Source organism: Gordonia sihwensis NBRC 108236, from assembly GCF_000333035.1.
GTDB classification, from domain to species: Bacteria; Actinomycetota; Actinomycetes; order Mycobacteriales; family Mycobacteriaceae; genus Gordonia; species Gordonia sihwensis.
Genome location: NZ_BANU01000006.1, coordinates 25,344 through 51,684 on the forward strand (window position 1 = coordinate 25,344; position 26,341 = coordinate 51,684).

At 67.3% G+C, this 26,341-nt stretch carries 28 protein-coding genes, 1 tRNA gene and 1 pseudogene; 13 read left to right on the forward strand and 17 right to left on the reverse strand.

The genetic code is table 11. The annotated features are described in order from the left end of the window. From GSI01S_RS04125 to GSI01S_RS04140, 4 genes are all read left to right on the forward strand, one after another. A complete protein-coding gene (locus tag GSI01S_RS04125; RefSeq protein WP_006895157.1) occupies positions 1-1,197 on the forward strand; it encodes a sensor histidine kinase in 1,197 nt (398 codons plus the stop codon). Then, positions 1,194-1,835, forward strand: a complete 642-nt coding sequence (locus GSI01S_RS04130) for a response regulator transcription factor (RefSeq protein ID WP_006895159.1) — start codon at positions 1,194-1,196, stop codon at positions 1,833-1,835. Before GSI01S_RS04125 ends, GSI01S_RS04130 begins: the two co-directional genes overlap by 4 nt. Positions 1,836-1,954: 119 nt before the next feature. Then, positions 1,955-2,719, forward strand: coding sequence for an ABC transporter ATP-binding protein (locus GSI01S_RS04135; protein WP_006895161.1), 765 nt, complete (start codon positions 1,955-1,957; stop codon positions 2,717-2,719). Then, positions 2,716-4,086 carry an ABC transporter permease gene (locus tag GSI01S_RS04140; RefSeq protein ID WP_006895162.1) on the forward strand — a complete coding sequence of 457 codons (1,371 nt, stop codon included), beginning with the start codon at positions 2,716-2,718 and terminating at the stop codon, positions 4,084-4,086. Before GSI01S_RS04135 ends, GSI01S_RS04140 begins: the two co-directional genes overlap by 4 nt. Positions 4,087-4,175: 89 nt before the next feature. Here GSI01S_RS04140 and GSI01S_RS04145 read toward each other — a convergent pair whose 3' ends face one another. Together GSI01S_RS04145 and GSI01S_RS04150 are read right to left on the reverse strand one after the other, a co-directional pair. Further along, positions 4,176-5,834 carry an MDR family MFS transporter gene (locus tag GSI01S_RS04145; protein WP_006895163.1) on the reverse strand — a complete coding sequence of 553 codons (1,659 nt, stop codon included), beginning with the start codon at positions 5,832-5,834 and terminating at the stop codon, positions 4,176-4,178. After that, the gene (locus GSI01S_RS04150; RefSeq protein WP_006895164.1) at positions 5,831-6,445 is read right to left on the reverse strand and encodes a TetR/AcrR family transcriptional regulator; all 615 of its coding nucleotides are present in this window, start codon (positions 6,443-6,445) and stop codon (positions 5,831-5,833) included. Before GSI01S_RS04150 ends, GSI01S_RS04145 begins: the two co-directional genes overlap by 4 nt. Positions 6,446-6,542: 97 nt before the next feature. On the opposite strand from GSI01S_RS04150, the gene GSI01S_RS04155 reads away from it, so the two are divergent. Further along, positions 6,543-7,742, forward strand: coding sequence for an NAD(P)-binding domain-containing protein (locus GSI01S_RS04155; protein ID WP_051999605.1), 1,200 nt, complete (start codon positions 6,543-6,545; stop codon positions 7,740-7,742). Here the strand turns inward: GSI01S_RS04155 and GSI01S_RS04160 are convergent. Further along, entirely contained in the window at positions 7,640-8,134 is a 495-nt protein-coding gene (locus tag GSI01S_RS04160; RefSeq protein WP_006895166.1) for an FBP domain-containing protein, read from the reverse strand. The two genes, GSI01S_RS04155 and GSI01S_RS04160, sit on opposite strands and share 103 nt — an antisense overlap. Positions 8,135-8,519: 385 nt before the next feature. On the opposite strand from GSI01S_RS04160, the gene GSI01S_RS04165 reads away from it, so the two are divergent. Then, positions 8,520-9,107 (forward strand): HdeD family acid-resistance protein, encoded by a 588-nt coding sequence (locus GSI01S_RS04165; protein WP_006895167.1) that lies wholly within the window; start codon positions 8,520-8,522, stop codon positions 9,105-9,107. Positions 9,108-9,361: 254 nt separating this feature from the next. Further along, positions 9,362-10,120 carry a SigB/SigF/SigG family RNA polymerase sigma factor gene (locus tag GSI01S_RS04170; RefSeq protein ID WP_006895168.1) on the forward strand — a complete coding sequence of 253 codons (759 nt, stop codon included), beginning with the start codon at positions 9,362-9,364 and terminating at the stop codon, positions 10,118-10,120. A 22-nt stretch (positions 10,121-10,142) separates the two neighbouring features. On the opposite strand, the gene GSI01S_RS04175 is transcribed toward GSI01S_RS04170, so the two are convergent. The 3 genes from GSI01S_RS04175 to GSI01S_RS04185 all read right to left on the reverse strand — a co-directional run bounded on the left by GSI01S_RS04175 (position 10,143) and on the right by GSI01S_RS04185 (position 12,510). Then, complete coding sequence (locus tag GSI01S_RS04175; protein ID WP_039866925.1) at positions 10,143-10,508, reverse strand: VOC family protein; 366 nt, start codon at positions 10,506-10,508, stop codon at positions 10,143-10,145. A gap of 44 nt (positions 10,509-10,552) precedes the next feature. Further along, positions 10,553-11,725 carry a zinc-dependent alcohol dehydrogenase gene (locus GSI01S_RS04180; RefSeq protein ID WP_006895170.1) on the reverse strand — a complete coding sequence of 391 codons (1,173 nt, stop codon included), beginning with the start codon at positions 11,723-11,725 and terminating at the stop codon, positions 10,553-10,555. 80 nt (positions 11,726-11,805) lie between these two features. Then, positions 11,806-12,510, reverse strand: a complete 705-nt coding sequence (locus GSI01S_RS04185) for a PAS and ANTAR domain-containing protein (protein ID WP_006895171.1) — start codon at positions 12,508-12,510, stop codon at positions 11,806-11,808. 148 nt (positions 12,511-12,658) lie between these two features. Here GSI01S_RS04185 and GSI01S_RS04190 point away from each other — a divergent pair, with 148 nt between their 5' ends. Then, a complete protein-coding gene (locus tag GSI01S_RS04190; RefSeq protein WP_006895172.1) occupies positions 12,659-13,309 on the forward strand; it encodes a response regulator transcription factor in 651 nt (216 codons plus the stop codon). Here the strand turns inward: GSI01S_RS04190 and GSI01S_RS04195 are convergent. From GSI01S_RS04195 to GSI01S_RS04205, 3 genes are all read right to left on the reverse strand, one after another. Continuing rightward, complete coding sequence (locus GSI01S_RS04195; RefSeq protein WP_006895173.1) at positions 13,306-13,533, reverse strand: CDGSH iron-sulfur domain-containing protein; 228 nt, start codon at positions 13,531-13,533, stop codon at positions 13,306-13,308. The two genes, GSI01S_RS04190 and GSI01S_RS04195, sit on opposite strands and share 4 nt — an antisense overlap. Beyond that, on the reverse strand, positions 13,530-14,306 hold the full coding sequence (locus GSI01S_RS04200; protein WP_006895174.1) for a HemK2/MTQ2 family protein methyltransferase: 777 nt from the start codon (positions 14,304-14,306) through the stop codon (positions 13,530-13,532). The genes GSI01S_RS04195 and GSI01S_RS04200 overlap by 4 nt, the downstream gene beginning before the upstream one ends. Before the next feature lie 76 nt (positions 14,307-14,382). Next, positions 14,383-14,880: a DUF6098 family protein gene (locus GSI01S_RS04205; protein ID WP_006895175.1), complete on the reverse strand. Its 498-nt coding sequence runs from the start codon at positions 14,878-14,880 to the stop codon at positions 14,383-14,385. Positions 14,881-15,023: 143 nt separating this feature from the next. Between GSI01S_RS04205 and GSI01S_RS04210 the strand changes: the two genes are divergently transcribed. After that, positions 15,024-16,031: an iron-containing redox enzyme family protein gene (locus GSI01S_RS04210; RefSeq protein ID WP_006895176.1), complete on the forward strand. Its 1,008-nt coding sequence runs from the start codon at positions 15,024-15,026 to the stop codon at positions 16,029-16,031. Between the two features lie 545 nt (positions 16,032-16,576). Here the strand turns inward: GSI01S_RS04210 and GSI01S_RS04215 are convergent. The 4 genes from GSI01S_RS04215 to GSI01S_RS04230 form a co-directional block, all read right to left on the reverse strand. Then, positions 16,577-16,837 (reverse strand): hypothetical protein, encoded by a 261-nt coding sequence (locus tag GSI01S_RS04215; RefSeq protein WP_006895177.1) that lies wholly within the window; start codon positions 16,835-16,837, stop codon positions 16,577-16,579. A 222-nt stretch (positions 16,838-17,059) separates the two neighbouring features. Then, entirely contained in the window at positions 17,060-17,482 is a 423-nt protein-coding gene (locus tag GSI01S_RS04220) for a hypothetical protein (RefSeq protein ID WP_006895178.1), read from the reverse strand. 84 nt (positions 17,483-17,566) lie between these two features. Further along, the gene (locus tag GSI01S_RS04225; protein WP_157225308.1) at positions 17,567-17,869 is read right to left on the reverse strand and encodes a hypothetical protein; all 303 of its coding nucleotides are present in this window, start codon (positions 17,867-17,869) and stop codon (positions 17,567-17,569) included. A 674-nt stretch (positions 17,870-18,543) separates the two neighbouring features. Further along, positions 18,544-19,485 carry a GlxA family transcriptional regulator gene (locus GSI01S_RS04230; protein WP_003941078.1) on the reverse strand — a complete coding sequence of 314 codons (942 nt, stop codon included), beginning with the start codon at positions 19,483-19,485 and terminating at the stop codon, positions 18,544-18,546. A 108-nt stretch (positions 19,486-19,593) separates the two neighbouring features. On the opposite strand from GSI01S_RS04230, the gene GSI01S_RS04235 reads away from it, so the two are divergent. The 3 genes and pseudogenes from GSI01S_RS04235 (at position 19,594) to GSI01S_RS04245 (ending at position 22,154) form a co-directional block, all read left to right on the forward strand. Further along, positions 19,594-19,905, forward strand: coding sequence for a putative quinol monooxygenase (locus tag GSI01S_RS04235; RefSeq protein WP_006895180.1), 312 nt, complete (start codon positions 19,594-19,596; stop codon positions 19,903-19,905). Between the two features lie 642 nt (positions 19,906-20,547). Continuing rightward, positions 20,548-21,874, forward strand: a pseudogene (locus GSI01S_RS04240) (ISL3-like element ISPfr2 family transposase). Between the two features lie 49 nt (positions 21,875-21,923). Next, complete coding sequence (locus GSI01S_RS04245) at positions 21,924-22,154, forward strand: hypothetical protein (RefSeq protein WP_157225309.1); 231 nt, start codon at positions 21,924-21,926, stop codon at positions 22,152-22,154. Positions 22,155-22,247: 93 nt separating this feature from the next. Here the strand turns inward: GSI01S_RS04245 and GSI01S_RS04250 are convergent. The 3 genes from GSI01S_RS04250 to GSI01S_RS04260 all read right to left on the reverse strand — a co-directional run bounded on the left by GSI01S_RS04250 (position 22,248) and on the right by GSI01S_RS04260 (position 24,202). Then, positions 22,248-22,319: transfer RNA gene (locus GSI01S_RS04250), tRNA-Asn, on the reverse strand. 64 nt (positions 22,320-22,383) lie between these two features. Beyond that, a complete protein-coding gene (locus GSI01S_RS04255) occupies positions 22,384-23,073 on the reverse strand; it encodes a GntR family transcriptional regulator (protein ID WP_006895185.1) in 690 nt (229 codons plus the stop codon). Next, a complete protein-coding gene (locus GSI01S_RS04260) occupies positions 23,063-24,202 on the reverse strand; it encodes an acyl-CoA dehydrogenase family protein (RefSeq protein ID WP_006895186.1) in 1,140 nt (379 codons plus the stop codon). Before GSI01S_RS04260 ends, GSI01S_RS04255 begins: the two co-directional genes overlap by 11 nt. Positions 24,203-24,329: 127 nt before the next feature. On the opposite strand from GSI01S_RS04260, the gene GSI01S_RS04265 reads away from it, so the two are divergent. Next, positions 24,330-25,001 (forward strand): hypothetical protein, encoded by a 672-nt coding sequence (locus tag GSI01S_RS04265; protein WP_006895188.1) that lies wholly within the window; start codon positions 24,330-24,332, stop codon positions 24,999-25,001. On the opposite strand, the gene GSI01S_RS04270 is transcribed toward GSI01S_RS04265, so the two are convergent. Next, the gene (locus GSI01S_RS04270) at positions 24,946-26,208 is read right to left on the reverse strand and encodes a TetR/AcrR family transcriptional regulator (protein WP_006895189.1); all 1,263 of its coding nucleotides are present in this window, start codon (positions 26,206-26,208) and stop codon (positions 24,946-24,948) included. The genes GSI01S_RS04265 and GSI01S_RS04270 overlap by 56 nt on opposite strands. Between the last annotated feature and the right edge of the window lie 133 nt (positions 26,209-26,341).

Consider the following 26,341-nt stretch of genomic DNA (forward strand, 5'->3'; position numbering starts at 1 on the left):
ATGGTCATGATCGGCAGGTACCGCGTCGCCGACCCCCTCGCGTTCCCGAACCTCTCACGACGGTCGACGATCGCCGACGCCGTCATCGGTCTGATTCTGCTGGTGTTGATGCTGGCCTTCTCGTCGGGTCTCACCACGACGGTGCAGGTGGTCAGCCTGCTGATCGGGCTGGCTCTGATGTGCCGCCGGTCCGCGCCGTCGGTGATGATGCTGCTGGCGGTCACGTCGGCGGTGATCCAGGTGGCGACCTACGACGTCGCGGTGGGACCGTGCCTGCTCTACTCGGTGCTCTACTACACGGCGGGCAATCATCCGGATCGTCGGGTCCGGGGCGCGTCGCTGGCCGTGGCAGTCGTGGGTTCGGCGATCGCGGCGTGGGTGTATCCGAGGTCGACGGCGTTCGGCACCGATGCCGAGGCGTCGACGATCGTCTCGCACACGATGACCTTCGTCGGCATCGCGGTGCTGCTGGTGGGCAGCTGGACCTTCGGATTCATCCGGTATCAGCGCCACAGCGTGGAACAGGCGAGGATCGCCGAGCAGATCTCCGAACTCGAACGACGGCGACTGCTCGACCTGTACGACGAGCAGGCCCAGCGGTCGAGTCTGGCCCGCGACATGCACGACGTGGTGGCGCACTCGCTCGCGGTGGTGGTGGCGCAGGCCGAAGGAGCACGCTTCGCCCTGGACGCCAGTCCCGAGGCGGCGAAGGAGGCGCTCGGCGTCATCGCCGACACGGCGCGGCAGGCGCTCGCCGACGTCCGGGGCGTGCTGGAGGAACTGCGCAGCGCCGAGTCGACGGCCGAGCACGCGCGAACCGACCGCGACCAGCTCTACGCACGGATGCGCGCAGCCGGAATGACGTTGCAGTCCACCGAGATCGGTGACGAAGACGCGGCGTCGCCGCTGAGTGTGCGGGTCGCCTTCGCGGTCCTCACCGAGGCATTGACGAATGCGCTCAAGTACGGCGACCTGGGTGCGCCGGTGTACGTCCGGCAGGACTGGTCGGACGGATGCCGGCTCACGGTGGCGAACTCGCTGTCGGAGAAGCCGCTGGCTCCCGGTGGCGCGGGCCACGGCATCAGGGGCATGGCAGAGCGGGCCGAACTCGCCGGCGGTACGCTGACCAGCGCCGCCGTCGAAGGCGGCTGGCTCGTCGAACTCGTCATCCCCGCTCGTCCGGAAGGACCGTCATGATCCGCGTCGCCCTCATCGACGATCAGCCGCTGTTCCGTGGCGGGATCGCGATGATTCTCGACAGCCAACCCGATGTGGAGGTGGTGGCGCAGGAGTCGTCGGCGCTGAACCTCTCGTCGACGGTGCGCGCGTCCGCGCCCGATGTGATCCTCATGGATGTGCGCATGCCGGGCATCGACGGGATCACCGCGACCCGTCAACTCGTGGCCGACCTCGGCGACGAGGCGCCGAAGATCCTCGTGCTCACCACATTCGACGTCGACGAGGCCGCCGCACGGGCGATCGAAGCCGGTGCGAGCGGATTCGTCCTGAAAGACGCGCAACCGGAGTTCCTGCTGGCCTCGGTGCGCGCGGTGGCCGACGGCAGCCAGGTGGTCGCGGCATCGGCCACCCGAAGGCTCTTCGAGCGGCACGGAACCCGTACCGCCCGTCCCGGACCGGAGTACGACGCGCTCACGGTCCGCGAACGCGAAATCCTGGTGCGTGCCGCGTCCGGGCTGTCGAATGCCGAGATCGCGCAAGCCGAGTTTCTGTCGGAGGCGACGGTCAAGACGCACATCTCCCGGATTCTCGCGAAGCTGTCGCTGCGCGACCGCGTACAACTCGTGGTGTACGCGTACGAGCACGGCCTCGTCTGACGAGCCGGAGGACGCAGCGGTGTACATCTGCGGGATGACCCCGCACCCGCCCGTCGGAGGATGCGATTTGCGCCGGTAGGCGGACGCGAAGAGCCAGGTCAGAGCCATAACTTCGACGTATGAACGCCAACGAGATCAGTACCGGACCCGCCGTCGTCATGCGCCACGTGTCGCGCACCTACGGTGATCCGGCGAACCCAGTCCACGCGCTGCGCGACGTCTCGGTCGACATCCGCCGCAGCGAGTTCACCGCCGTCATGGGCCCGTCGGGGTCGGGCAAATCGACCCTGATGAATGTGATGGCCGGACTCGACGAGGCGACATCCGGTCAGATCTGGCTCGGCCAGACGCCCATCGTCGGGCTCGACGACACCGCGCGGACGCTCCTGCGCCGCACCAACATCGGCTTCGTCTTCCAGTCGTTCAATCTGATCCCGACGCTGACCGCGGACGAGAACATCCGGCTGCCCTTCGTCCTGGCGGGACACAAGCCGGACGCCGTGCAGCAGGCGTGGATCGCTCACCTGGTCGGTTCGCTCGGACTCCGTGATCGTCTGGACCATCTGCCGTCCCAGCTGTCGGGCGGACAGCAGCAGCGGGTGGCGATCGTCCGGGCCCTGGCCGGCCGCCCGACCATCATTCTCGCCGATGAGCCGACCGGCGCCCTGGACACGCGCACCAGCCGCGAGGTGCTGACCTTGCTGACGACGGCCGCTCGCGAGTACGGGCAGGGGATCGCGATGGTCACGCACGATCCGGTGGCCGCGTCGTACGCCGATCGCATCCTGGTACTGGCCGACGGCCGGATCGTCGGAGAGTACCGGGGCCTCGACCCGCATCAGATCTCCGACCTCCTGATCAATCTGCAGGGGGCGGCGGCATGAGGGCCACGGACTACCGCCTGACGGCGGGTTCGCTGCGGGAACTGTCGACCGTGGGCGTGGTCTGCGGCCTGTCGGCGGCGTACGCCGGAATGGTGCTCACGGCCTCCGACTTCCTCGGCCGTGCCGGTGAGCACAACGGCGGCAACGTGGGAGTGGTGCTCGGCATCGTGTCGTCCGTGTTCATCCTCATCGCGCTGTTCGTGGCCGCGCTGGTGATCGGCAACGGTGTCGACACGGTGATCGCGGGCCGACGCAAGCAACTCGAGCTGCTGCGGTTGATCGGCGCCTCGTCGAGACAGCTGCGGTCGAGTCTGGTGCGCGGGGTCGCGAAGGTCGCGGCGATCGGTGCCGGGATCGGGCTGGTCGCCGGAGTGACGCTGGCCGACGCCGCACGGACCGTGATGGTGTCGCGGGACATCCTTCCGTCCATCCGGTACAGCTACCTTCCCCCGACCACCGTGCTCGCGGCGATCGTGGTGGTGGGCGTCGCGGTGGGCGCGACACTGGTGGGTTCGCGGAAGACGCTCTCCGGAACCGCCGTCGTCGCGCCGAAGGGCTCGATGCGGTGGCTTCGCGGCACCGCGGCCGTCATCGCGACCGGTGTCGGCGCGCTCCTGCTCGGAGCCGCATGTCTGTTGGGGGAGGAGGGGAGCATGAGCGGGTTCGTCGTCGCCTTCCTCGGCACCGCGACGGCCGCGGTGGGACTGCTGGTCGGTGCGCCGATCCTCGTGCCCGCGATGGTCGCCGGTGTGGGACGGCTCCTGGGCGCGAGCCCGGCGGCGATCCTCGCGCGCAAGAACTCGGTCGCCGACCCGGGCCGCACCACACGCTCCACCGTCGGACTGTTCATCGGCGTCACCCTGATCACCACGATCGTCGCGGGTATGAGGTCGTTGCAGCAGTCCATCGACCGCTGGGATCTCACGCCCGAGCAGGTGGAGGAGAACCGGCACGTGATGTCGATGATGACCTGGGTGCTGGTGGGACTGATTCTCATCTCGGTGCTCATCGCGGCGGTGGGCTTCGTGTCGACGATGTCGTTGACAGTGATCGGGAGGACTCGTGAGATCGGCATGCTGCGCGCGATGGGCTTCACCGCCAGGCAGGTCCGCGCCACGATCACTCTCGAATCGATCGCCTTGTCCGGGACGGCGATGGTGGCGGGTCTGGCGCTGGGCGTGATCTTCGGGGCGGTCGGCAGCCAGTCGCTCATCGGTGCGATCACGCCGGGATTCCCGATCGGACTGCCGCTGGGCGCGTTCGCGGGAATCGTTGCGGGAACGGTCGTGCTGGTGGCGATCGCCGCCCTGCCGCCCAGTCGTCGTGCGGTGTCGGTGACGCCGGTGGACGCGCTCGCCGTCGCCTGAGACGAGGGTACGAGAAAGGGGTGGAGCGCATCGGTTCCGATGCGCTCCACCCCTTGCCGGCTGAGCGGGTGACGGGCTCGCGCCGACGACTACTCGCGGGAGCGGGTCGCCGCGGCCTTGTCGTTGCCGGCCTCCTCGGCGGCTTCGATGGTGATCATCTCGGCCTCGGTCAGCAATTCCTCCTCGGTGAGCACTTCGGCTGCCTCTCGTTGGACGGTCGTCGCGAGCGGCTTCTCCTTCACGAACAGCAGGACCACGAGTGCGATCCCGGCCAGCGGAACGAAGAACAGGAAGATCGGCAGCAACGCCTCGTTGTACGACTCGATGATCGGGATGCGCACGGCGTCGGGCAGGGCGTTCACCGCTGCCGGCGTGAGACCGTTGCGACCCGCGTCGCCGCCGGCTCCCGCACCGCTGCCCGCGAGCTTCTCGGTGAGCAGGGTGGCCAGCCGGGAGGCGAAGATCGATCCGACGACCGCCGATCCCAGGGTGGCGCCGACCTGACGGAAGTAGTTGTTCGCGGCGGTCGCGGTGCCGACCATGGTGACCGGGAACGAGTTCTGCACGATCAGGGTCAGGATCTGCATCGACAGGCCGATGCCGATGCCGAAGACGGCCAGATACACGCACATGAGCCAGGTGGGTGTGGTGATGTGCATCGACGCGATCAGCACCAGGCCGACGCCCATGACGATGGAGCCGACGATCGGGAAGATCTTGTAGCGGCCCGTGCGTGCCACGGCCTGACCGGAGGCGATCGAGGTGATGAGCAGTCCGCCCATCATCGGGATCATCAACAGGCCTGCGACGGTCGCGTCGACTCCGGTGACCATCTGGATGTAGGTCGGCATGTAGCCCAGAGCGCCGAACATGGCGACGCCGATCATCAGGTTCGCGACGGTCGTCAACGTGAAGTTGCGATCCGCGAACAGCTTCATCGGCATGACCGGGTTGTCGGCGCGCAGCTCGGCGACGACGAATCCCACAGCCAGGACGACGGTCGCGACCGCGAGGCCGATGATCTGCGGGCTCAGCCAGTCGTAGGTGTGCCCGCCCCAGGTGCAGATCAGCACGAGGCTGGTAGTGGCGCCGGCGATCAGAGCCATACCCAGGTAGTCCAGTCGCGGTCGCACCTCGTGCTGCACCTTCGGCAGCTTCATGAAGGCCAGGGTGGCGGCGATCGCGAGAGCACCCAGCGGGAGGTTCAGCCAGAACGCCCAGCGCCAGCCCGGGCCCTCGGTGAGCCAGCCGCCGAGCAGCGGGCCGGCGACCGAGGAGACGGCGAAGACCGCGCCGAGGAAGCCCATGTAGCGGCCGCGTTCCCGGGCGGGAACCACGTCGGCGATGGCCGCCTGCGACAGGATCATCAATCCGCCGCCGCCGATGCCCTGGAGGATGCGGCCGAAGATCAGCCAGGTGATGTTCCCGGAGAGTGCGCCGACCACCGAACCGCTGAGGAAGATCAGGATCGCGGCGATCAGTACGGGCTTGCGGCCCAACAGGTCGCTGATCTTGCCGTACACGGGCATCACGATGGTGGACGCGAGGATGTAGGCGGTGATGACCCAGGTCATCTGGTCGACGCCCTGGAGCTCACCGACGATGGTCGGCAGAGCTGTCGAGAGCACGGTCTGGTTCAGCGATGCCAGCAGCATCGTGATCATCAGTCCGATGAACAGCAGCATCACGCTGCGGCGCTCGGTATTCCCGGTAGTGCCGTCCGTTGGTTCGGCGAGGGAAGTGGTCATAGCAGGTCCTTGATGGTTCGGCGGAAGACTGCGCCGGCGTCGGCGAGGGCGGGCGAGTCGGGGTTGTCGAGGACTTCGGGGTCCTTCTTGTAGGCGAAGCGCAGGACGGCGCCGGCGAGCATGATGAGCGCACGGGCGTCGTCCACCGATTCCGGGCCGGCTCGCTCACCGATCTGTTCGGTGATCACCGAACTCAGCAGCTCCTGCGCGGCGGTGCCGTGCTGCTGCATCCGTTCGACGAGCTCGGGAAACCGACGGATCAGCTCGCGGTGGTGGGAATGGGGGCCGCCGCCCTGTCGGATGCTCTTGGCGACCGCCATCACCAGATCGACGGCACGGTCGAGGCGGTCCGGGCCGGGACCGGCTTCGACGAAATCCTTGAGCGCCTGGTCGGGCACTGTCGGCGGCACGGCTCCGAGGACGGCGTCCTCTTTGCACGCGTAGTAGTTGAAGAACGTCCGTCGTGACACTCCGGCGCGGTCGGCGATCTCGGCGACCGTGGTGTCGTGGAGTCCGTTCTCACCCACCAGTTCGACGGCGGCCGTTCGCAGTGCACGCAGCGTCTCAAGACGCTGGCGTTCCCGAAGGCCTAGTTCAGAAATATTTTGCACTAGTGCAGTATTGCACGAGTGAAAAGTTTTGTGCACGCAACTGTGACTGACGCAACTGTCTCGGAACACCGAGGAGGTACGTGCGGTTGCCTCAGTCATGAGCCGAGACCCAGAAGTGCCGACGACGCTGACTGCGGCCGCGGTCGACCGCCGGATCGTGGTGATCGGCGCCGGCCAGGCCGGACTCTCGGCCGCCTACTTCCTCCAGCGCGGCGGATTGCGTGCAGGCAGCGACTTCGAGGTGCTCGACGCAAACCCGACTCCGGGCGGAGCGTGGAGCCATCGCTGGGACGCCCTGACCTTCAGCCTGGTGAACGGCGTCCACGACCTGCCCGGCACACGGCTCACCGGTGCCGATCCTGACGAGCCCGCGCGCGAGGTGATCAAGCGCTACTACGGGCGTTACGAGGCCGAGCACGGTCTCCGGGTGGCGCGACCGTGGCGAGTGGTCGCGGTCGAACCGACGGGCGAACCGGTGTGGCGCTTCCTCGTCCGTGCCGAGGGCCGCGACGGAGCGACGCGGACCTACCGTGCGTCGGCGGTGATCAGTGGTACCGGCACGTGGGATCGCCCCTATGTGCCGTGGTACCCGGGTCGTTTCGCGGGCCGTCAACTGACCACCCGGGACTTTCCGGAACCGGAGGACTTCGCCGGACAGCGGGTCCTGGTGGTCGGCGGAGGCATATCCGCTGTCGAGTTCGTCGTACTCCTGGACGAGGCCGGTGCCGTCCCGATCTGGTCGACGCGCACGCCGCCGCGCTGGCGCGACACCCCGTTCGACGCTCGATGGGGGCTCGCCGTCGAGAACGGTGTCGCGGCCCGGACCCGTGCGGGACTGCGACCGCTGAGCGTGGTCGCGGCCACGGGGCTGCCGCGAACCCCGCGGTTCGCGCCGGCGATCGACAGCGGTGTCCTGTCCTCGCGCGGTCCGCTCGCGCGTCTGGTGCGCAACGGTGTCGAGTTCGCCGACGGCACGAGCGAACCGGTGGACGTGATCATCTGGGCCACCGGCTTTCGGCCGTCGCTCGCACACCTGGCCCCGCTCGGGATCCGGGAGCCCTCCGGCGGCGTGCTGATGGCCGACGACGACGTCAGCGTGGTCCGGGTCCCCGGTCTGTTCCTGGTGGGCTACGGCCGCAGTGCCTCGACGCTCGGCGCGACCCGCGCGGGCCGCCGTGCGGCCCGCGCCGCGCGTCAGTCCTCGGTCGAGAGCACCTCGGCGACGAACGATCCGACGCGGTTGCGCAGTCCGGCCACCTGCTCGGCCCGAATGGCGTCGAGGTCGGTGGCCTTGTGATAGGCGGGCGGCAGCTTACGGGCGTGCTTCGAGCAGTGGAACCCCGAGCACACCAGCGTGCCGATGGTGTCGCCACGCCTGCCCTGCGCACCGGTGCGCCTGGTGGTGTACAGCACCACCTCTTCGCTGAGGTCGACGTCCCGGCACCAGGTGCACATCGTGCGGCGCGACGGCGTCGCCTCGGCGCGGTTGAGGACCAACGACACGAGCCGGCCGTCGTGCTCCACCGCGATGTAGGCGCGGCGGGGCATCTTGCGGTCGCGCCAGCCGTAGTACTCGAGGCGCGAGAAGTCGACGTCGTCGAAGTCGAGGGGAAAGGTGACCTTCTTGATCTCGCTGCGGGTGGCGCCGCGGAACGAGTCGAGGATCTGCTGTTGGGTGTACTGCTTCATCGATGACCGATCAGTCGAATGCGCGTGATCGCGCGGGAGAGATGAGGTGAGGTCGGCCCGCGGGCGCGGGTGCGACGGCAGGATCCACTGGCCGATCCATCGGAATCGGCTGCGGAGCGCGGTCATCTGTTCGCGGCGCGGAACGCGCCGGACATCTCCTGAATGCGAGTGATCATGTCGACTCCACGCTAGCGCATCGCGCGGCGGGTGTGCGGACTCGGTGACGACGCCGTATCACCTGGGCCGATGTGCCGAGACGGGGAAGGCCGTCCGCGCTAGTATCGTCCTGCTCCGATGAATCCGGACAGAGTTCGCCTCTCGCCCGGTTCCCGGAGACGGTCCACACCGATCGTCACCCATCGAAAGAGAAAGGCCGACGAGCACTTTGGCAATCAATGATCCGCTCAGCGCTGCGGCGCGCGACGCCGTCAAGGACATCGCGACCCGCACATGGCAGAGCCTCCTCGGAATCGGCATCGCCTCGCTGATCCTCGGCGTCATCGTCCTGATCTGGCCGGCGGCGACACTTCTGGTGGTCGCCATTCTTTTCGGCATCTATCTGCTGATCTCGGGCATCTTCCAGGTCGCCGCGACCTTCGGAGTGCAGCACACCCACGGTTGGTGGCGCGTTCTCTCGTTCCTCTCCGGCGCCATCTCGATCCTGCTGGCCTTCGTGGCCTTCCGGAACATCGAGACCGCGGTGATTCTCCTGGCACTGTGGGTCGGTATCGGCTGGATCTTCCGCGGAGTCACCGAACTGTCGGTCTTCATGGACTCGGCGAGCGGCCTGCCCGGCCGTGGCTGGGGCATCTTCCTGGGAATCGTGACCGTGATCGCCGGCGGCATCCTGATCATCTGGCCCATCTCGTCGGTCGCCACCCTCACCGTCGTCTCGGGCATCATGCTCGTGGTGGTCGGCGCAGTCGAGATCGTGCACGCGTTCATGCTGCGGTCGAAGGTCAAGTCCGTCTGACACCGAACTGCGCAGGCACTGCCGGAAAACCTATCGCCCCCGACCCGCAGGTCGGGGGCGATATGCGTCGGTGGGGCCGATTGCCTTCCGCGGGACGCTCGCAGCGGGTAGCGTCGAATCCACTCGGTTGAAACGGCAGCCGAACTCCTGCCCGGAAGGCGCACCGCGCCCGGGCGTTCACATCATCACCGCACAGCGGGCTCCGGTCACGTGTGACCACGCCTGGGTGCGGTCGGCGTTGAAGGAGCTCTGCCATGACCGACGACGGGTACGACCACGTGCGGGACCTGCTCGCGCAGCGCGAAGCGCTTCCCGCGGGGGATCCCCGCAGAAAGTGCCTTCGAGACGAGGCGGTGGTGGCGAGCCTCCCGCTCGCTCAGCACATCGCGCAGAGGTTCGGCGGCCGAGGGGAGTTCCACGACGACCTCGTGCAAGTGGCACGACTGGGACTGGTCCAGGCCGTCGACAGGTACGCGCCGTCTCGCGGGTCCGATTTTCTGTCATTCGCCGTCCCGACAGTGATGGGCGAGGTGCGCAGGCACTTCCGGGACCGGACCGCGGTCCTTCGCACTCCTCGCAGCATCAAGGAACTGTCATCGAGGATCGGGACGGCTGAAGGACACCTGACGCACCGACTCCATCGGCTACCGACGCGTGCCGAGCTGGCGGCCGAACTGGATGCCGACCTCGCCGACATCGACGAAGCGCGGATGGCGGCCGCCGCATCGGCTCCGGCCTCGCTCGATCAGCCGGCGGGCGCAGCCGACGACCGATCCGCGATCGACCGGATCGGCCGTCCCGACCCGGCTTACGATCTGGTCGACGTCGCGCAGTCTCTCCGGCCGGCGCTCGCGCGACTGCGGCCGCGGGAGCGCCGCATCCTCGGTCTCCGATTCTTCGAAGACCTCTCGCAGAGCGCGATCGCCCAACGCACGGGGATGTCGCAGATGCATGTCTCTCGGCTGTTGCGTCAGTCGATCGCCACCTTGCGGCAGGAGTTGACGGCGACGTGATCGGCCCCGTGGTGCGCCGCGGTCAGTCGTCCGAGCCCACCGTCGCGGTGATCTCCACGGTGTTGCCGTCGGGATCGATGACCACAGCGTGCCCGGGAGTCGACGGATAGGGGGTCCGGGGCGACGAGGCGCCGAACGCGATCAGCCGCTCGACAGCGGCGGCGACGTCCTGAGTATCGAAGGCCGACAATCGGATCCGAGACTGCGGCCGCGGCGGCATCACGCGTCGCACGATGAGCTGGACGCGCCGGCCGTCATCGACCAGTTCGGCGCGATCGGAGTCCGCGTCCCCGACGGCGAGGTGCAGCGCTTTCGACCAGAAGTCCGCCAGAGTGTCGACGTGATCGGTCAGCAGTACGCATGGTTCGTCCGAGTCCAGCGCCAGCATGAGCTTCTCCTCTCGTTGTGAAACCCGCGACGGGCGGCGCGGCGTCAGGGTTCGAGGACGACCTTGACGTATCCGTCCGACTTCTCCTGGAACTTCCGGTACGCGTCTGCGGCGTCGTCTAGTGGCAGCCGATGCGAGGCGAAGCGGTCCACCCCGAGGGGATCGTCGTCGGTCAGCAGCGGCATGATCGCGTCGGTCCAGCGCTTCACATTGGCCTGTCCCATCCGGAGTTGCACCTGTTTGTCGAAGAGCTTGAACATCGGCATCGGGTCGATCGCACCGCCGTACACACCGGAGACGGAGACCGTTCCACCTCGCCGGACCACGTCGCACGCGGTGTGCAGCGCCGACATCCGGTCGACGCCGAAGGCGGTGTCGATCCGCCGACCGACCGCGTCGGGGAGCAGGCCCACGGCGTGCTGCAGAGCCTTCGCGACGGGTGATCCGTGCGCTTCCATGCCCACCGCGTCGATCACGGAGTCGGTGCCCCGGCCCGACGTCAGGTCGCGCACCGCGGTGGCGACGTCGTCGTCGGCGGAGACCGTCTCGACTCCGTTCGCGTCGGCTCGGGCGAGCCGCTCAGGCACTCTGTCGACGCCGATCACGCGGATCCCGCGGTGCGCGGCGATGCGTGCGGCCATATCGCCGATCGGCCCCAGGCCGATCACGGTCAGCGACCCGCCGTCGGGAACGTCCGCGTACTCCACCGCCTGCCACGCTGTCGGCAGCACGTCGGAGAGGTAGCCGAACCGGCTGTCGGGAGGTCCGTCCGGCACCTTGATATGGGTGAAGTGGGCTTGGGGCACGCGGAGATACTCCGCTTGACCGCCGGCGACCGAGCCGTACAGCTCCGAATAGCCGAACAACGCCGCGCCCGTTCCCTTTTCGCGGACCTGGGTGGTCTCGCATTGGGTGTAGAGCGATCTGTCGCACATGTAGCAACGACCGCAGGAGATCTGGAACGGGATGACGACGCGGTCACCGACTCGGAGGTCGCCGGTGTCGGCCCCCACCTCTTCCACGGTTCCCATCGCCTCGTGGCCGAGGACGTCCCCGGCCTTCATGAACGGCGCGAGGACCTCGTACAGGTGTAGGTCCGATCCGCAGATGTTGGTCGAACTGACGCGGATCACGGCGTCGGTCGGTTCTTCGATCCGCGGGTCGGGGACGGTCTCCACCCGGACGTCGCGTCGGCCCTGCCATGTGACGGCACGCATCGGGACTCCTCACTCGATAGACATGGTGTCCACGGTGTGGTTGCCCGGGTGCGCCCGGATCTAAACGTGCGCGCGGCGGTTCAGGCGTGCTCCGACCGGTCGCGACGGACGTGCTCGTGCGCGCTGAGCACGACTCGATCCAAGCTGGTTCGGGCGCGCGAGGGCATGTCGACGTCGACGAATCTCGACTCGATGGCGGCTGCGAGGGAGTACAGCTTCGTGTTCGACTCCTGCGAGCGCCAGACGAGTAAGTCGAAGGCCTGCTGGGCGTCGAGCCGGTAGACCAGCATCAGTGCGCCCTTGACCCGTTCGATCGTCGACCGCCGGCGGACCATTTCGTCGATGTCCATGTGGGCCCGCCCGGACGGCACCACCGCGCTGCCGCCTGCCGCAGTCCCGCTGTGCGATGCCGCGACGTAGAAGCCGAACGTGCCTTGTCGCCGACCGTCCGGGTGTTGCAGTACGTCGGCGATGACGATAACCGGAATCACCGCGCCGCGGGTGTCGATGATGCGATGTTGACTGCTGAACGGCTCGCCGGCCCGCCGGACACGATCGATGAGGTCGGCCACTCGGTCTTTGTCGTCCGGGTGCTTGTGTCTGAGCAGCAGGTCGCTGGTCGGGACCACCGACTCGGCCGACTCGTAGCCGTGCAGGCGGGCCAACTGATCCGACCACTCCCAGCGGTCGTCATCGCGGTAATACCAGAACCGTCCGAACTGGAAGGTTTGGTCGACCGCGAGCCTGGGGTCGACGGGATCGGCGACGCCGTCGTGTCCTTGCACAGGAGTGTCCTCTTCGGAGTCGGTGCGGGCCGGGCCTGCACCTGTCGTCGGGCGGAGGGATTCGATCCGCCGTCGCGTCGACCGTAAGCGACTCGAGGGGTTAAAAGGCTCACCCCTAGGGGTGTACCGGAAATGGGTACGGTTGGGTATGGATCCGATTCGAGTAGCCCTCATCGACGACTACGACGTGGTGGTGCGGGGGCTGGCGACGATGCTCCGGCGGTACTCCGACCGCGTGCGCGTACAGGCGCTCTCGACCTCGGGCGAGGTCGCCGAGGACGTCGACATCGCGCTGTACGACTCCTTCGCCAATCCGCCGGCCGACCGTTCGATGATCTCCGACCTGGTCGCGAACCATCGGGTGCGCAAGGTGGTCGTGTACGCATGGGAGGTCTCGGAGCCGGCTGTCACTGCGGCCCTCGACAACGGTGCGGCCGCGCTCGTATCCAAGAAACTCCCCGCAGGGGAACTCGTGGACGCCTTGGAGCAGATCCACGCGGCGAAACCGTCCTCGACCGTCTTCGCGAGCCGGCAGGAGACCGCGGTGAGCAGTGCGGGCGACTGGCCTGGCCGGGAGGAGGGTCTCACCCAGCGGGAGGCCGAGGTACTGGCCCTCATCACGCAGGGGCTGAGCAATGCCGACATCGCCGACAGCACCGGGTTGTCGATCAATTCGGTGAAGACCTATATCCGCACGTGCTATCGCCGCATCGGTGTCACCACGCGTGCGCAGGCCGTTCTCTGGGGTGTGCACCACGGTTTCGTGCCCGACCGGCCGCGCCGAGGTCGAGGTGCTTAGTCTCCGTTTGCGGCCTCGGCGGTGCCGGTCGGCTTCCGCGGTCGCCGCCGACGATGGGAGGCGTCGCACAGCGGCGGCGTCGCGCTGAAGCCGCACGCGCAGACAGCCACCTGGAAACGGTCGCAGTGGAGCACCGATCCGTCCGGCCGCTGCACGTCGACCGGCCCCTCCACCAGAATCGGGCCTTTCGGCACCACTCGTACTCGGCGGCGTCCGTCGGTCATGCCGGCTCCGCTCGTCCCGGGCGGTCCCCGGTCCGCTGCGCCCGGATGACGACGATCGCTTCGTCGTCCGACTCAGGGTCGAGGAATCCCGACTCCACGAGGGCGTCGTGACGCGACCTGACGACGGGCCCGAACGGAATCCGTCGTTCGGACGTGACTTCGGTCCGCAGACCCGCGGCGCGCAGTGCGGCCACCGTGGCGTCGACGCCGGACAGTTCGGATTGCACGATTAACACCGTTCCACCGTCGGCGAGCAGCCCGGGCACGATGGCACACACCACGTCGAGCACGGCGCGGCCATCAGGGCCACCGTTCCACGCGTGCCGGGGCCCGACCGCCGACATCTCCGTGCCGGGCGGGGTCGGCACATAGGGCGGGTTGCACGTGATGACGTCGAAGCCGGTCTCGCTCACGTCCGCGAGATCGGCACAGACGGTCCGTACCTCGACCCCGGCGTCCGCGGCTGACCGGCGCGTTCGGGCCACCGCATGGCGGCAGGAATCGACGGCGGTGACCTGGGCGCCGGCCAGAGCGGCGGCAACGGCGACCGCGCCTGAACCCGTGCACAGATCCAACACGCGGAGTCCTGAGAGGTCTGCCGAGGTCAGTTCGTCGACCAGCAGAGCGGTGTCCTCCTGAGGTCGATAGACGTCCTGGACACGGTGCAGCGCGGACACGTCCGACGTGATCAGGAGCGAGTCGGTGACGGCGCTTCGCACTCCGAGGGGTCGCTGCCTCGATACGGACTCAGCTCTCGACGCGGTCGTGCTCATGGACAAACCTCCGGCCATCTGGGTACGAGCACACGGGCTCGTCGGTCGAGTGAGGAGTACCCCGCCGTGCGGCCGATCAACCGTCGGATGCGTCGGCCCGGGAATCGCGGCCCGCCTCGAACATCTCCTCGTAGACCTCAGCCGCCTCCGACAGCACCTGCGGAGCGAGGCGGGCGATGACGTCGACCCGGCGGACCAGCGGCTCGTGGTCGGGCCCGCGGCCCACCACCTCGCCGGCCAGAAGCCAGGCGTAGCGGTCGGGGGCGTCGAGTTCGGCATACTTGCGAATGCGTCGCGCGATCCACGGCTTCGGGCTCCGTGTCCACCACGGTTCGGGAGTCAGCGATGCGACCGACAACCCGGGCAACGTGAATGCCGCCTCGTAGTCGAGGCTCGGTCCGGCCTCCGCGTCCGTCGCCGGACCGTGTGAGTATCTGATGTACACCGGCTCGCGGTCGGCGATCTCGTCGACGACGTCGTCCAATGTCTCGAGCGTGCGCAGCCGGGGTGTCGGCGGCGGTTGACGGGTGAAAAGGGGAGCGGTGCTCCGTTGCGGGGTGTTCTCGTCGGCCATCGATCTCGCTCCGTCTCGCGTGTTTCGTTCAGTGCCTGATGAAGCATCGGGTACCCGACCGGGCGTCGGTCACGTCCTGCGATGGTTTGCTTTCGTTCAGGGAGGGTACTTCTGCCGTGGCGATGAAAGGCAGGTGATGCCCGATGTCCCGACCGGGATCGATTCGGGAACGCGTGATTGCGCGAATGCCGGAACCGCGCGGACCGATGTCCGAAGTCCTCATCGAAGCGATACGCGCGAAGGTCGACAGTCGTCCGTCCCGGATCGACGTGCCGGACGGGCTCGATCCGTGGGGCGACGATCTGCAGCTGTCGTTGACCGTGTGCCACGAATTGCACTATCGCGGGTGGGCCGACGCCGGGAGGGATTGCGAGTGGGACCCGGCAGTCATCGACGCGCGCGTCCGTCTCGAGGACCGGTTCCTCGACGCCGTGGCGGATCGGCTGTCGCCGCTGAGCGACGAAGGCACCGCCGATGCCGAACTCGACGCGCTCGCACGGGCCGTTCCCGAGGGAGCGACGGCGCATCTGCGCCGTCACGGCACCGAAGACGAGTTCGCCGACTATTTCAAGGCGCGCTCCATCTACCACTTGAAGGAGGCCGATCCCCACGCGTGGGCGATTCCCCGGCTGCGTCGAGATGCCAAGGCGGCCTTCGTGGCGGTGGAGTTCGACGAGTACGGCGGCGGACGCGGTGAGCGTGTTCACCAGGAGCTGTACGCCGATCTGCTGTCGGCCACAGGGCTCGACCACAGTTATCTCGGCTATCTCAACGACGCTCCCGCCGTGGTGCTGGCGACCGTGAACCTCATGTCGTGTCTCGCGCTGCGAGGCTCACGCCGCGGAGCGACGGTCGGACACTTCGCCGCCACGGAGATGACCTCGCCGGTGGGCTCGGCGTGGCTTCTCAAAGGACTCGAGCGGATCGACGCTCCGGAGGCGGCCCGGCATTTCTACCGTGAACACGTCGAGGCCGACGCCGTGCACGAGCTCGTGATGCGTGATCAAGTCGTCGCGCCGCTCATCGCCGACGAGCCGGATCTCGCCGACGACGTCGTGTTCGGGATCCGGGCCCTCCAGGCAGTGGAGAGCAGGCTGGACGATGCCTTCGTCGATGCATGGAACGCCGGGCGTTCGCTGATGCGGTGTTGACCGGCTTCGCCGTGTCGCCAGACCGGTGGGAAAACGCGAAGAGAGGGTTCGCGCCGTCGTAAGCGTCGTGCCGGATCGCGATTGCGAACATCTCCGATACCTGACGACGTAAGCCCTTCGCTTTAGCTGGGCGCCCAGACGCTTCTCGATCGATCAGCCACTCGATCGTCTACGTGGTGACCTTATTGATCCGGAGTTCGCCGATCGCGTGATCGCGAGATGGTAAGGCTCGAGGTCTGGACAGATTGTTCCGAGACCGCGGACTCCTTCTGCTCCCGCCACTTATCTGCCAGTACGGTCACCAGGGTTCGGAGTAAGTTCTGCGACTGCGGCATCAGAGACGGGACGGCCGGCGGATGCTGCACGCTCCGCTGCGCGTTTCGTGACCGCGTCGGTGGCCGCGCCTTCGGAGGGCCCGTCTGCCTGAACGGATCGGATCTTCCCGTCGCGGCATCGGACTTCTCAGCGCGCACGGTACTTATTCGAGGCGAGCGGCGTGACCGCGATTTGTCCGTGCTCGCCGACCTCGAGGCGCCGGCGCCCCATCAGGCTACCCGACGTTCGAGTTCGTCCTCGATCCACCGCTGTTCGGCTGGTGTGAGGTCGGCGACGCGGGCCTTGAGCATCGGGATATCGGTCCAGAGCTCGTCGGCGATCTCGCCGACGTGCTGCGACCAGCAGAGGGCATCGAGGAGTTGGTCGAGGGTGACGAAACGGCGCGTGGCGATGCGTTCGACAGCGGCTTCCTCGCGAGCGTGCAGAACCGGGTCAACGGGGATGAAGCAGCCGCGTTCGATGTGGCCCATCTCGTGGGACAGTGTCGAGCGTCGCTCGTCGCTGAGCGCACCGGCGCTGATCTCTATGCGGTTCCCGCAGCGCAGCTCTGGCCGCGCACCCCGGGCGGGAGGTTGTCGACGAACACGATTTCGAGTCCTTGATTCCGGATGCCTCCCGCCACGGGTGGTAGCGCATGATGATCTCCTTCGCGCGGCACGGCTGGTGAGACTGTGCCGGGGTCGTAGTCGGGGCTAGCTGGCGCGACGGTCCTGATCGGGTAGGTCATGTCGCGTCAGCAGGTGAGGCTGGTACTGGCCGTACTCGGCGCCGGGCTGGCCGGAGTTCCATGCGGCGTTCTCGGCGTCAGCACGGTCCGCGAGAGCTTTCGCGTACGCGCGGTTCGCCGCTTCCACGGCGGCTCGGTTCCCCTGGCGGATCTGCCACCATTCCCAGCCCTTCCGGCCGAGCCACCAGCATCCGATCGCGAGGTACTTGTAGAACAGCCAGACGCCGTAGAGCATCCACCACGTCAGCAGCAAGAACCAGCGCACCATCTGCCAGCAGAGGTAGAGCAGTCCGCCGGTTGCGCTGACCATGTCCTTGCCGAGGCCGCGGGGTACCAGCGGCATCGACCAGCCGACTGGCCCGATCCCTCCTCCGACATAGAGCCCCATCTTGATCCCCTTCGTGTGAGGCGCGCTGTCCTGTCGCGCACCGTGTGGCGTGGATCGTATCGGTCGTATCTGACACTGGGTCTGCTATGCCCCGTTCTCGGGACCTTCGGGATCGGGCTCTTCGCAGCGACGAGCGGATGCCCGGTTGATGTAGTCCGACTGCGACATCTCGTCGATGCGACGGGCCGCCCAGCATTCCTCCTCGATCGCATCGTCGGCGCTCGCGAACTTCGGCGTGATGATGACCGCGTCGCCCTCTCCACGGAACAGTCGTGCTGCTTCCGGGTCAACGCGCTGCTGAATCTCGTCGAGAAGCTGCTGATTCGTCGCATGCCCGAGCGCCTGCGGTATCCCGGCGAGTTCGAGTTCATCGGGCTCGAGATACAAGTCGGGCTCTTCGGCGCGGAGCGCCGCGGCGCGCAAATAAATGCCTGGACGTGGTGCCCATTCACGATTCTCGTGCGGGACACTTGCGGTTCTCCAGCGCCGTCGTAAGTGGGGACGTCGTTACGTATCGAGTCCAGCATCGTATTGAGCGTCGCTTCTACTTCGGCCGGCTTTGGCGCATTCGGTGTAGGGCATCAACTGCATCGGGACTGTCGCCTTCTGGCTGATCTGCGCGTAGCCGCTCAGCCTTCGCCTTCCTCCGGCGAGCCTCTGGTTTCGGGGCTCTTCCCAGATGAGGGTGTAGGTCGGCCGGGCGCGTCGGTCCGCAGATAGACGTCGAGGTCTCCCGACGATGGAGGTTTCTACGCCATCCATCCGAAAGACCTCGACGTGACCGACGCTACCCCGCCGGCCGGCTTCGGCCGCGCTGACCTGACCGCCTTCGCGTCTCATCCCAATCGACCCTGATCGAGTCTGCTGACCCCCTCGACGAGAACGCAGCGACATCACAGCCACCCGACCCCGACCGTCCGGGAAGCCGGGGCACGTCACATGGCCTGTGCTGCGGGTGTGTCGAGTGGGTCGTCCAGGGGCGACGCCGGGGCGTCGACGCGACGTGCTGAGAGGTGGTTCCAGTCGAGCGCTAGGACACCGGCTACAGGCATGGCGATAGGTCAGGAACGGCGTCGCTCCCTGCGCAGGAGGGAGCGCAGAGTCTCGGCGTTCGCGTAGCCGACCCGTAGCGCGATCTCGGCGGAGGTGAGGTCCGTGGTTGCTGAGAGGTGCCGAGCTCGTTCGATGCGAAGCCGTTGGACGAAGCCGAGCGGAGTGAGGTTGAGCGCCGCACGGACTCGTCGTTCGAGGGTGCGCCGGCTGGTGCCGAGCGACTGCGCGACGAAGGCGACGTTGAACGGTTCGTCCAGGCGGGCGCGCACGAAGCGTTCGAACTCGACGACGATCGGGTCTTCGTGCCGGAGATGTTCGTAGGCGACGAAGGCCGCCTGCGACGGGCGCTCGTCGATGATGAGGAGCTTGGCGACATGTTGGGCCAGGTCGGGGCTGATCGATCGCACGAGTGAGAGCGCGAGGTCGATGTGGGCGAACGCGGCGCCGGCGGTGACGAGGTTTCCGTCGACCACGACCATGGTGTCGAGATCGAGGGCGACGGTCGGATAGCGCTTCAGGAACTCCGGCCCCAGGAACCAGCTGGTCGTCGCCCGCCGATGATGCATCCGTCCGGTCTCGGCGACAGCGAACACGCCGGTGCACGCCGCGGCGATCCGGGTGGTCGCGTCGTCGAGGCGCCCGAGCGAGGCGATGACCGAACGAGCATCTCGGCTCTGGAGGGCGTCGTTGGTAGCGGCGGCCGTGAGGGTTCCAAGCGCAGGGACGACGACCACGTCGAACTCTGCGGACTCCGACAGCGGGTGGTCCACCGACAGGGTCATCGATGCCGTCGTGGTCACTCTCCGTTTCGGTCCGAGGATGGCGAGTTCGATCGGGTCGATCCGCGGGTCGACATCGCCGCGGGCTCCGTCGGCCACCCGCACGATGTCGATGACCGACGCGACAGCCGAACCGAAGCAGCCGTCGATCGCGATCAGTCCGATACGCATGGCGCAAACAATAGCAATACTGCCGTATACGCCACTTCTCACATGCCCTTGCTCGTCCTACGCTGAACTTGCTTCACCGGGAAACCTCGACACCTAGGAGAACCCCTCATGTCCACACCCGCATCACTTCCGTATGCCTTCGTCGCCAAGATCGTCGCGGCCGATGGACAGCACGACGCGCTCGCCGATCTGCTCGCCGGCGCTGTCGCGCTCGCCAACGAAGAAGTAGGAACGATTGTCTGGTTCGCGGTCAGGACCCACGCCGACACTTTCTGGATCTTCGATGCATTCCCCGACGAGGCCGCTCGCGACGCCCACGCCAACGGCGCCATCGTCGCAGCCCTGACGGACAATCAGCACCTCCTCGGCGCAGCACCCGAGATCCTGGCGGCCGACGTCCTCGCGTCCAAGCTCCCGTAGTCCGCCAACGCACGAGACGATCGCGCCCCGCCGAGCCGTCGCCAGGTCGCGACGCAACGCCACGCTGCGTTGCCGAGCGGTGCGAGGCCTATCGGCACACGGACAGGATGCCGGCCGCGAGCGCTCAGCCGGCGAGGGGTCCGTCGCAGAGGAGAGCGACGTCGGTGTCGGGCAGAGCCGTGAGGCCAGCGCATCGCGCGACCACCAGAACCGAACCGCCCCTGCCCTGCGTTTGCGCAGGTCAGGGGCTGTTCGCCGGAGCCGCCTGTCGGAATCGAACCGACGACCTAATCACGTCGGCTTTGCGTCTATCGCTTGATGCGCCCACTGGGCGAACGAGCCGCTGACCTGCTCAAACGCCGAGCGTGGGGGACGCCGCCATCCGGTGGTGACCGACGACGACCGACCAGTACCGACCAGTACCGACCGTTTCACCGGAGCTTGCGGCGGCGTCGAAGCCGAGCAAGCTCCATTCCTTTAGCTCACCGCGCCCTCCTCCTCGCCGGTCCTGTCGTCGTCGAAGACGTTTCAGGGGTCTTCTCAGCTGACGGTGTAGGTCGGCTGGGCGCGTCGGTCCGCAGATAGACGTCGAGGTCTCCCGACGACGGAGGTTCCTACGCCATCCATCCGAAAGACCTCGACGTGTCCGACGCTACCCCGCCGGCCGGCTTCGGCCGCCCTGACCTGACCGCCTTCGCTCGACTCGACAGCCTCGGTCTGAGCGTGACCGGACAACGACTTGAACCGGATCGTGCGGTCCTCGCGTGCCGCGTGGTGGAACCAGATCAGTGGTGCCGACGGTGCGGCAGCGAAGGCGCTGCTCGTGACACCGTGATCCGGCGGTTGGCCCACGAGCCGCTGGGCTGGCGACCGACCGTGCTGGAAGTTGTAGTGCGCCGCTACCGCTGTGCCGACTGCGGACACGTGTGGCGCCAAGACACCAGCGCCGCGGCGGAGCCACGCGCGAAGCTCTCGCGCACCGGGCTGCGGTGGGCGCTGGAAGGGATCGTGGTCGCACACCTCACCGTCGCCCGTGTCGCCGAGGGACTCGGGGTCGCGTGGGACACCGCCAACAACGCGGTCCTGGCTGAAGGCAAGCGGCTGCTGATCAACGACCCCACGCGGTTTGAGGGCGTGAAGGTCATTGGCGTCGATGAGCACGTCTGGCGCCACACCAGGCGTGGCGACAAGTACGTCACCGTGATCATCGACCTCACCCCGGTCCGCGATGGCGCCGGCCCAGCAAGGCTGCTGGACATGGTCGAGGGCCGGTCGAAGGCGGCGTTCAAGACCTGGCTCGCCGACCGCGACGACGCCTTCCGTGACGCGGTCGAGGTGGTCGCGATGGACGGCTTCACCGGGTTCAAGACCGCCGCTGCAGAGGAGATCCCGGACGCGGTCACGGTGATGGATCCCTTCCACGTCGTGCGCCTGGCCGGTGACGCCCTCGACAGGTGCCGGCGCCGGGTCCAACTCGCGACCCACGGGCACCGTGGGTTCAGGGACGACCCGCTCTACAAGTCGCGGCGCACGCTGCACACCGGCGCGGACCTGCTCACCGACAAGCAGAGCGACAGGCTACGCGCGCTGTTCGTTGATGACGCTCACGTCGAGGTCGAGGCGACCTGGGGTGTCTACCAGCGCATGATCGCCGCCTATCGCCACGAGGACCGGCAACGTGGCCGCGAGCTCATGGAGAAGCTGATCACCGACCTCAGCGCCGGCGTCCCCAAGGTGCTCACCGAGCTCACCCCCCCTGGGCCGGACCCTGAAGAAGCGAGCCGCTGACGTGCTCGCCTACTTCGAACGACCCGGCACCAGCAACGGGCCGACCGAGGCGCTCAACGGACGGCTCGAACACCTGCGCGGCTCCGCACTCGGGTTCCGCAACCTGACCAACTACATCGCCCGAAGCCTGCTCGAGACCGGCGGCTTCAGACCCCAACTCCTACACCCCCGATTGGGATGAGCCGGTTTCGGTTGAGTTGGAGGTCCTGTCCGCGGCGTTTGAGGCCGGCGTGGCGGCCGCGCGAGAAGTGCGCGCGGAGGCGGAGTCGTCGCTGGCGTTGATCGACGTCGTGGACCGGTTTCCGTCGCTGACAGACGAGGACGTCGTTCAATGGTGGGCGGACGAATCGACGCCGCTCGAGGACCGGCGTGCACTGATCGCTTCGGTGATCGATCACGTCGACATCCTGCCGTTGCGGGAGTCGTCGGACCGGGACCGGTTCGTCGTTCACTGGCGGTAGATGGCTGGCAATTCCTGGGATATTCCTGGGATTTGTCTCCCGGACAGAGAAAACCCCAGGCCAGAAAGTAGTTCTGACCTGGGGTCTCTTACGCTCCCCCAATTGGATTCGAACCAATAACCGCTCGATTAACAGTCGAGTGCTCTGCCGTTGAGCTATGGGGGATTGCTCTCGTTGCGAACGAGAACAGACTCTATCCCATGTCTCCGGGAGAGTGCAAAACAGCAGTTCAGGGGGCGTTCTGCCAAATCTGAGTCTGCGACAGATGGGCGATCAGCCGCGCGGCGCCGTCGGTGAACTCCCGACGGATGCACTCGGCCGCAGCGTCCGGGTCACCGGATCGGTAGGCGGCGATCAGCTCGTCGTGCAGGTTCGCGGTCAGCTCTCCCCACTCAGGGTCCGACGCGTACAGCGCGTGGGGTGTGTAGCGGGTCGTGTTGAGCAGCACCCAGGCCAGCTTCGTATTGCCGCTGATCTGATTGTGCGTGCGGTGGAACTCGAATTCCGCATCGGTGAGGTCCTCGTGATCGCCTGACCTCACGGCGCTGCGGAACCGGGCGTTGGCCCAGGCGAGCTCGTCGATCTGCGCACTGGTCACCACCCGCGCCGTGCGACGGGCGATCCGTGCCGCGGCCTCGCCCTGGAGCCAGAACAGATCGTCGACGTCGGTCCGAGTGAGCGGAGCGACCTCGTAGCCGCGATGCGGGGCGAGGAGGACCATGCCCTCGCCCCGCAGGGTCAGCAGTGCCTCGCGGACCGGGGTGACGCTCACGCCCAGTTCCACGGCGGTCTCGTCGATGCGAATCCGCGCTCCCGGCAGCACCTCGGCGGTCATGATCTTGTGCCGGAGGATCGACGCGACCTCTTCGGACAGTTGCGGGCGTCGCCGCTGACGGACCGGGGTGGCGTCAGAGGCCATAGGTCTTTCCGATGATGTCGCGCTGGATCTCGTTGGTGCCGCCGAACACGGTCGAGATGATCGCCGACCGCATGAGACGCTCGGCGTCGAATTCGGTGGCGTAGCCGTACCCGCCCATCATCTGCATCCCGTCGATGGTCATCTTCTTGCTCGTCTCGGTTGCCTTCAGCTTCACCATCGACGCCTCCCGCGGCATCAGCCGGTCCGGATGAGCATCCGCGGCCCGGGCGACGCTGTAGACGAGCTCCCGGGTGCACGCGATCTCCGTGGCGTGGTCGGCCATCCGATGGCGCAGCGCTTGGAAGGAGCCGACCGGGCGACCGAACTGCTTGCGTTCGGTGATGAAGGCGAGAGTGTCGTCGAATGAGCGTCGCGCGAGTCCCAACTGCATCGCCGCCAGGATGAGGCGCTCGGAATTGAGCCCGGACATCAATTGGCGCCACCCGTTGCCGACCTCGCCGACGACTGCGGAATCGGGAACGAAGCAGTCGGTGAAGTAGAGGTCGTTCACCTCGCGGCCGCCGAGCGTGTCGATACCGCTGATCTTGAGCCCGGGAGTGTCGGCCGGGACGTGGAACTGGGTGAGACCCTCGTGCTTTCCGCCGGAGCGGTCGGTGCGGGCGATGAGAAGGATGCTCTTCGAGAAGTGTGCATTGGAGCACCAGGTCTTCTGCCCGTTGATCTTCCAGCCGCCCTCGACCTTCTCCGCGCGACAGGTCAGGGCGCCGACGTCCGACCCCGCCTCGGGTTCGGACATCGAGATCGATAGTGAGTCGCCCGCGACCACGCCCGCGAGCACCTCGCGCCGCAGGTCGTCGTGCGCGAACTTGGCGTACGCGGCAGCGGTGATGAGGGTCGGGCCCACCGCGCCGATCGGAGCCTGGCCGCGGACGGCCTCCTCCAGGAAGATGCACATCTCGACGTTGCCCGCGCCGGCGCCGCCGAATTCCTCTGCCACGTTGATTCCGGCCCAGCCGAGGCCGGCCATCTTCCGATACAGCTCGTCGGAGTGGGCCTCGGTCCCGTTGTTGGTGAGTGCGTCTCGCCGCTGCCGGGTGCCGACCTCGCGCTCACAGAAGTCGGCGACCGCCTGCGCGAAAGCTGCCTGTTCGGGGGTGAATTCGACCACGGGGTGACTCCTTGACATCGGCTGAATGAAACAGATCCCTACAAGTCGTATCACATATATCTAGCGATCGGTGAAGTGGCATGTGTCACATACGACCATCCTTCGCGCATCATTACAGTGGGTGATCATGGCCGACAGCAGCGACGACGAACGAGCGACGAAGCCGGAAGCAACGGACCCGGACCGAGCGGAGTTGTTGGCGCAGAACCGCGAACGCCGGGCCCGGATCCGTGACGAAGAGCGCGTCGAGAAGGCCGACGGCGATCAGGATCTCATCGAGATCGGTGTCGGCGGACCGGCCGATTCGCCGCGCAAGCTCGCCATCGCGTTCGCCGCGACGACGGCGCTTCTGGTGGTGGTCGTCGGGATCCTCGCCTACTTGCTCGTCTCGGAGGACTCGGCGGGTTCGGGGCGCTCAGACGAGCAGGGGGCGATCGTCGCAGCGAAGCAGTACGCGACCACCGTGCTGACGTACTCGGCGGGCGACTACGCCGATCTCGACAAGCGGATCCGATCGATCTCGACGCCTGATTTCGCCGACCGGTACATCCGATCCTCACAGCAGGCGCGGGAGGGCAACGACGCCGCGCAGGCCACCGGAACGGCCGTGGCCAGGGAAGCCGGAGTCGTGTCGATCTCCGACGACGAGGCGGTGGTCCTGGTCGCGATCGACCAGAACGTCAAGACGCCGCTGGCGCCCGATGCGTCGAAGGAGGGCATCGACTACCAGTCGCGCATCAAGATCACGATGTCGCGCGACGGTGATTCGTGGAAGCTGTCGGATCTGTCGGTGGTGTGAGCGCCCCGACGGCCTGTGCCGAAGCGGTCTCGCCGGTGAGCACCGCCGTGACGACGACCGCGATGGTCGGTGCATCGAGGTCGCGGTCGGCGATCGTCAGGTCCGTGGCGACGTTCAGTGCCGCGTGCACCAGGAATCGGGCGACGCCGGGGGCCACCCCGGGCCGGGCGCGCTGCAGCCACGTCGCCCATTCGTCGACGTTGACGCGCTGCTGACGCCGCAGCGCGCGCTGGTCGGCGGGATCGAGCACTCCCGTGTCGCGCAGGTAGACCGTCATGATCCCGGGGTCGCCGACGCACAGTGCGCTGTACTCGGCGGCGAGCGCGACGAGTGCCTCGCGGGGAGTGTTCGCGTGTGCCAGACCTTCGGCGATCGCGGCGGTGGTGCGTTCCGAGCCGCGCCACAGGGCCGCGGCGAGAATCGCGTTCTTCGACGGGAAATGGCGGTACACGCCGGACGGCGGAAGACCGGCGGCGGCGCCGATCTGCTCGAGGGTCACGTCATGGAACCCGCGGTCGGCGAACAGTCGGATCGATTCGGTGAGGATCGTCTCGCGCCGACCGGCCGGGGCGAGACCCCGAGTGCCGGCCGCGGGCTGCGGCTCTGGCAGGTCCAGATCGATGAGAGTCTCCACTGCCGCGCACAGGACGTCGAGGACGGTACGACGGGCGAGACCGATCCGGTGCGTCACCGGGCTGGCGACGACGGACAGGGTGGCGGTCACCAGAATCCGCGAGGTCCGGTCGTCGACTTCGGGGCGCATTCCGCGCAGGAGTGCGGTGAGCCGGTTCCGGGTCGTCGCCGACAGTTCCGCAAGGCGTCGGCGATCGTCTCCCCGCAACAGCCGGGGTTCGCGCCGGTAGACGTTCCCGGATTCGCGGTTGTCGAGCGCGTTGGCGGCAATCGACCGGACGACGGCGAGCAGTTCGCTGCGCGGGTCGTCCTCGGAGGGCACCGCGGCGACCGCGGCGGCCAGTTGTCCGGCCAGATGGATCAGCGAGGCAGCGAAGAGTTCGTACTTGCCCGAGAAGTGCTTGTACAGCGCGGGCGCTGAGATTCCGGCCTCGTCGGCGATCGCCCCGAGGCGGGTGGCGTGGAATCCGGACGAAGCGAAACTGCGCGCGGCGGCAGCAAGGATCACCTCCCGCCTGTCGGCCGGGCGTCTGCGTGTGCGTTCGGCGGTGCCGCAGTCGTCTCCGGTTTCCATGAGAAACGATGCTAGCGAACCTCCGTTGCGATGAATCTGGAAACCTAGAAGAGAGAACAAGCTGGTAGAGGACAATTATTAGGGTGGTAAGTTAATTTACATTCGCATGATGTAGATCACTTCCGGTGCTACG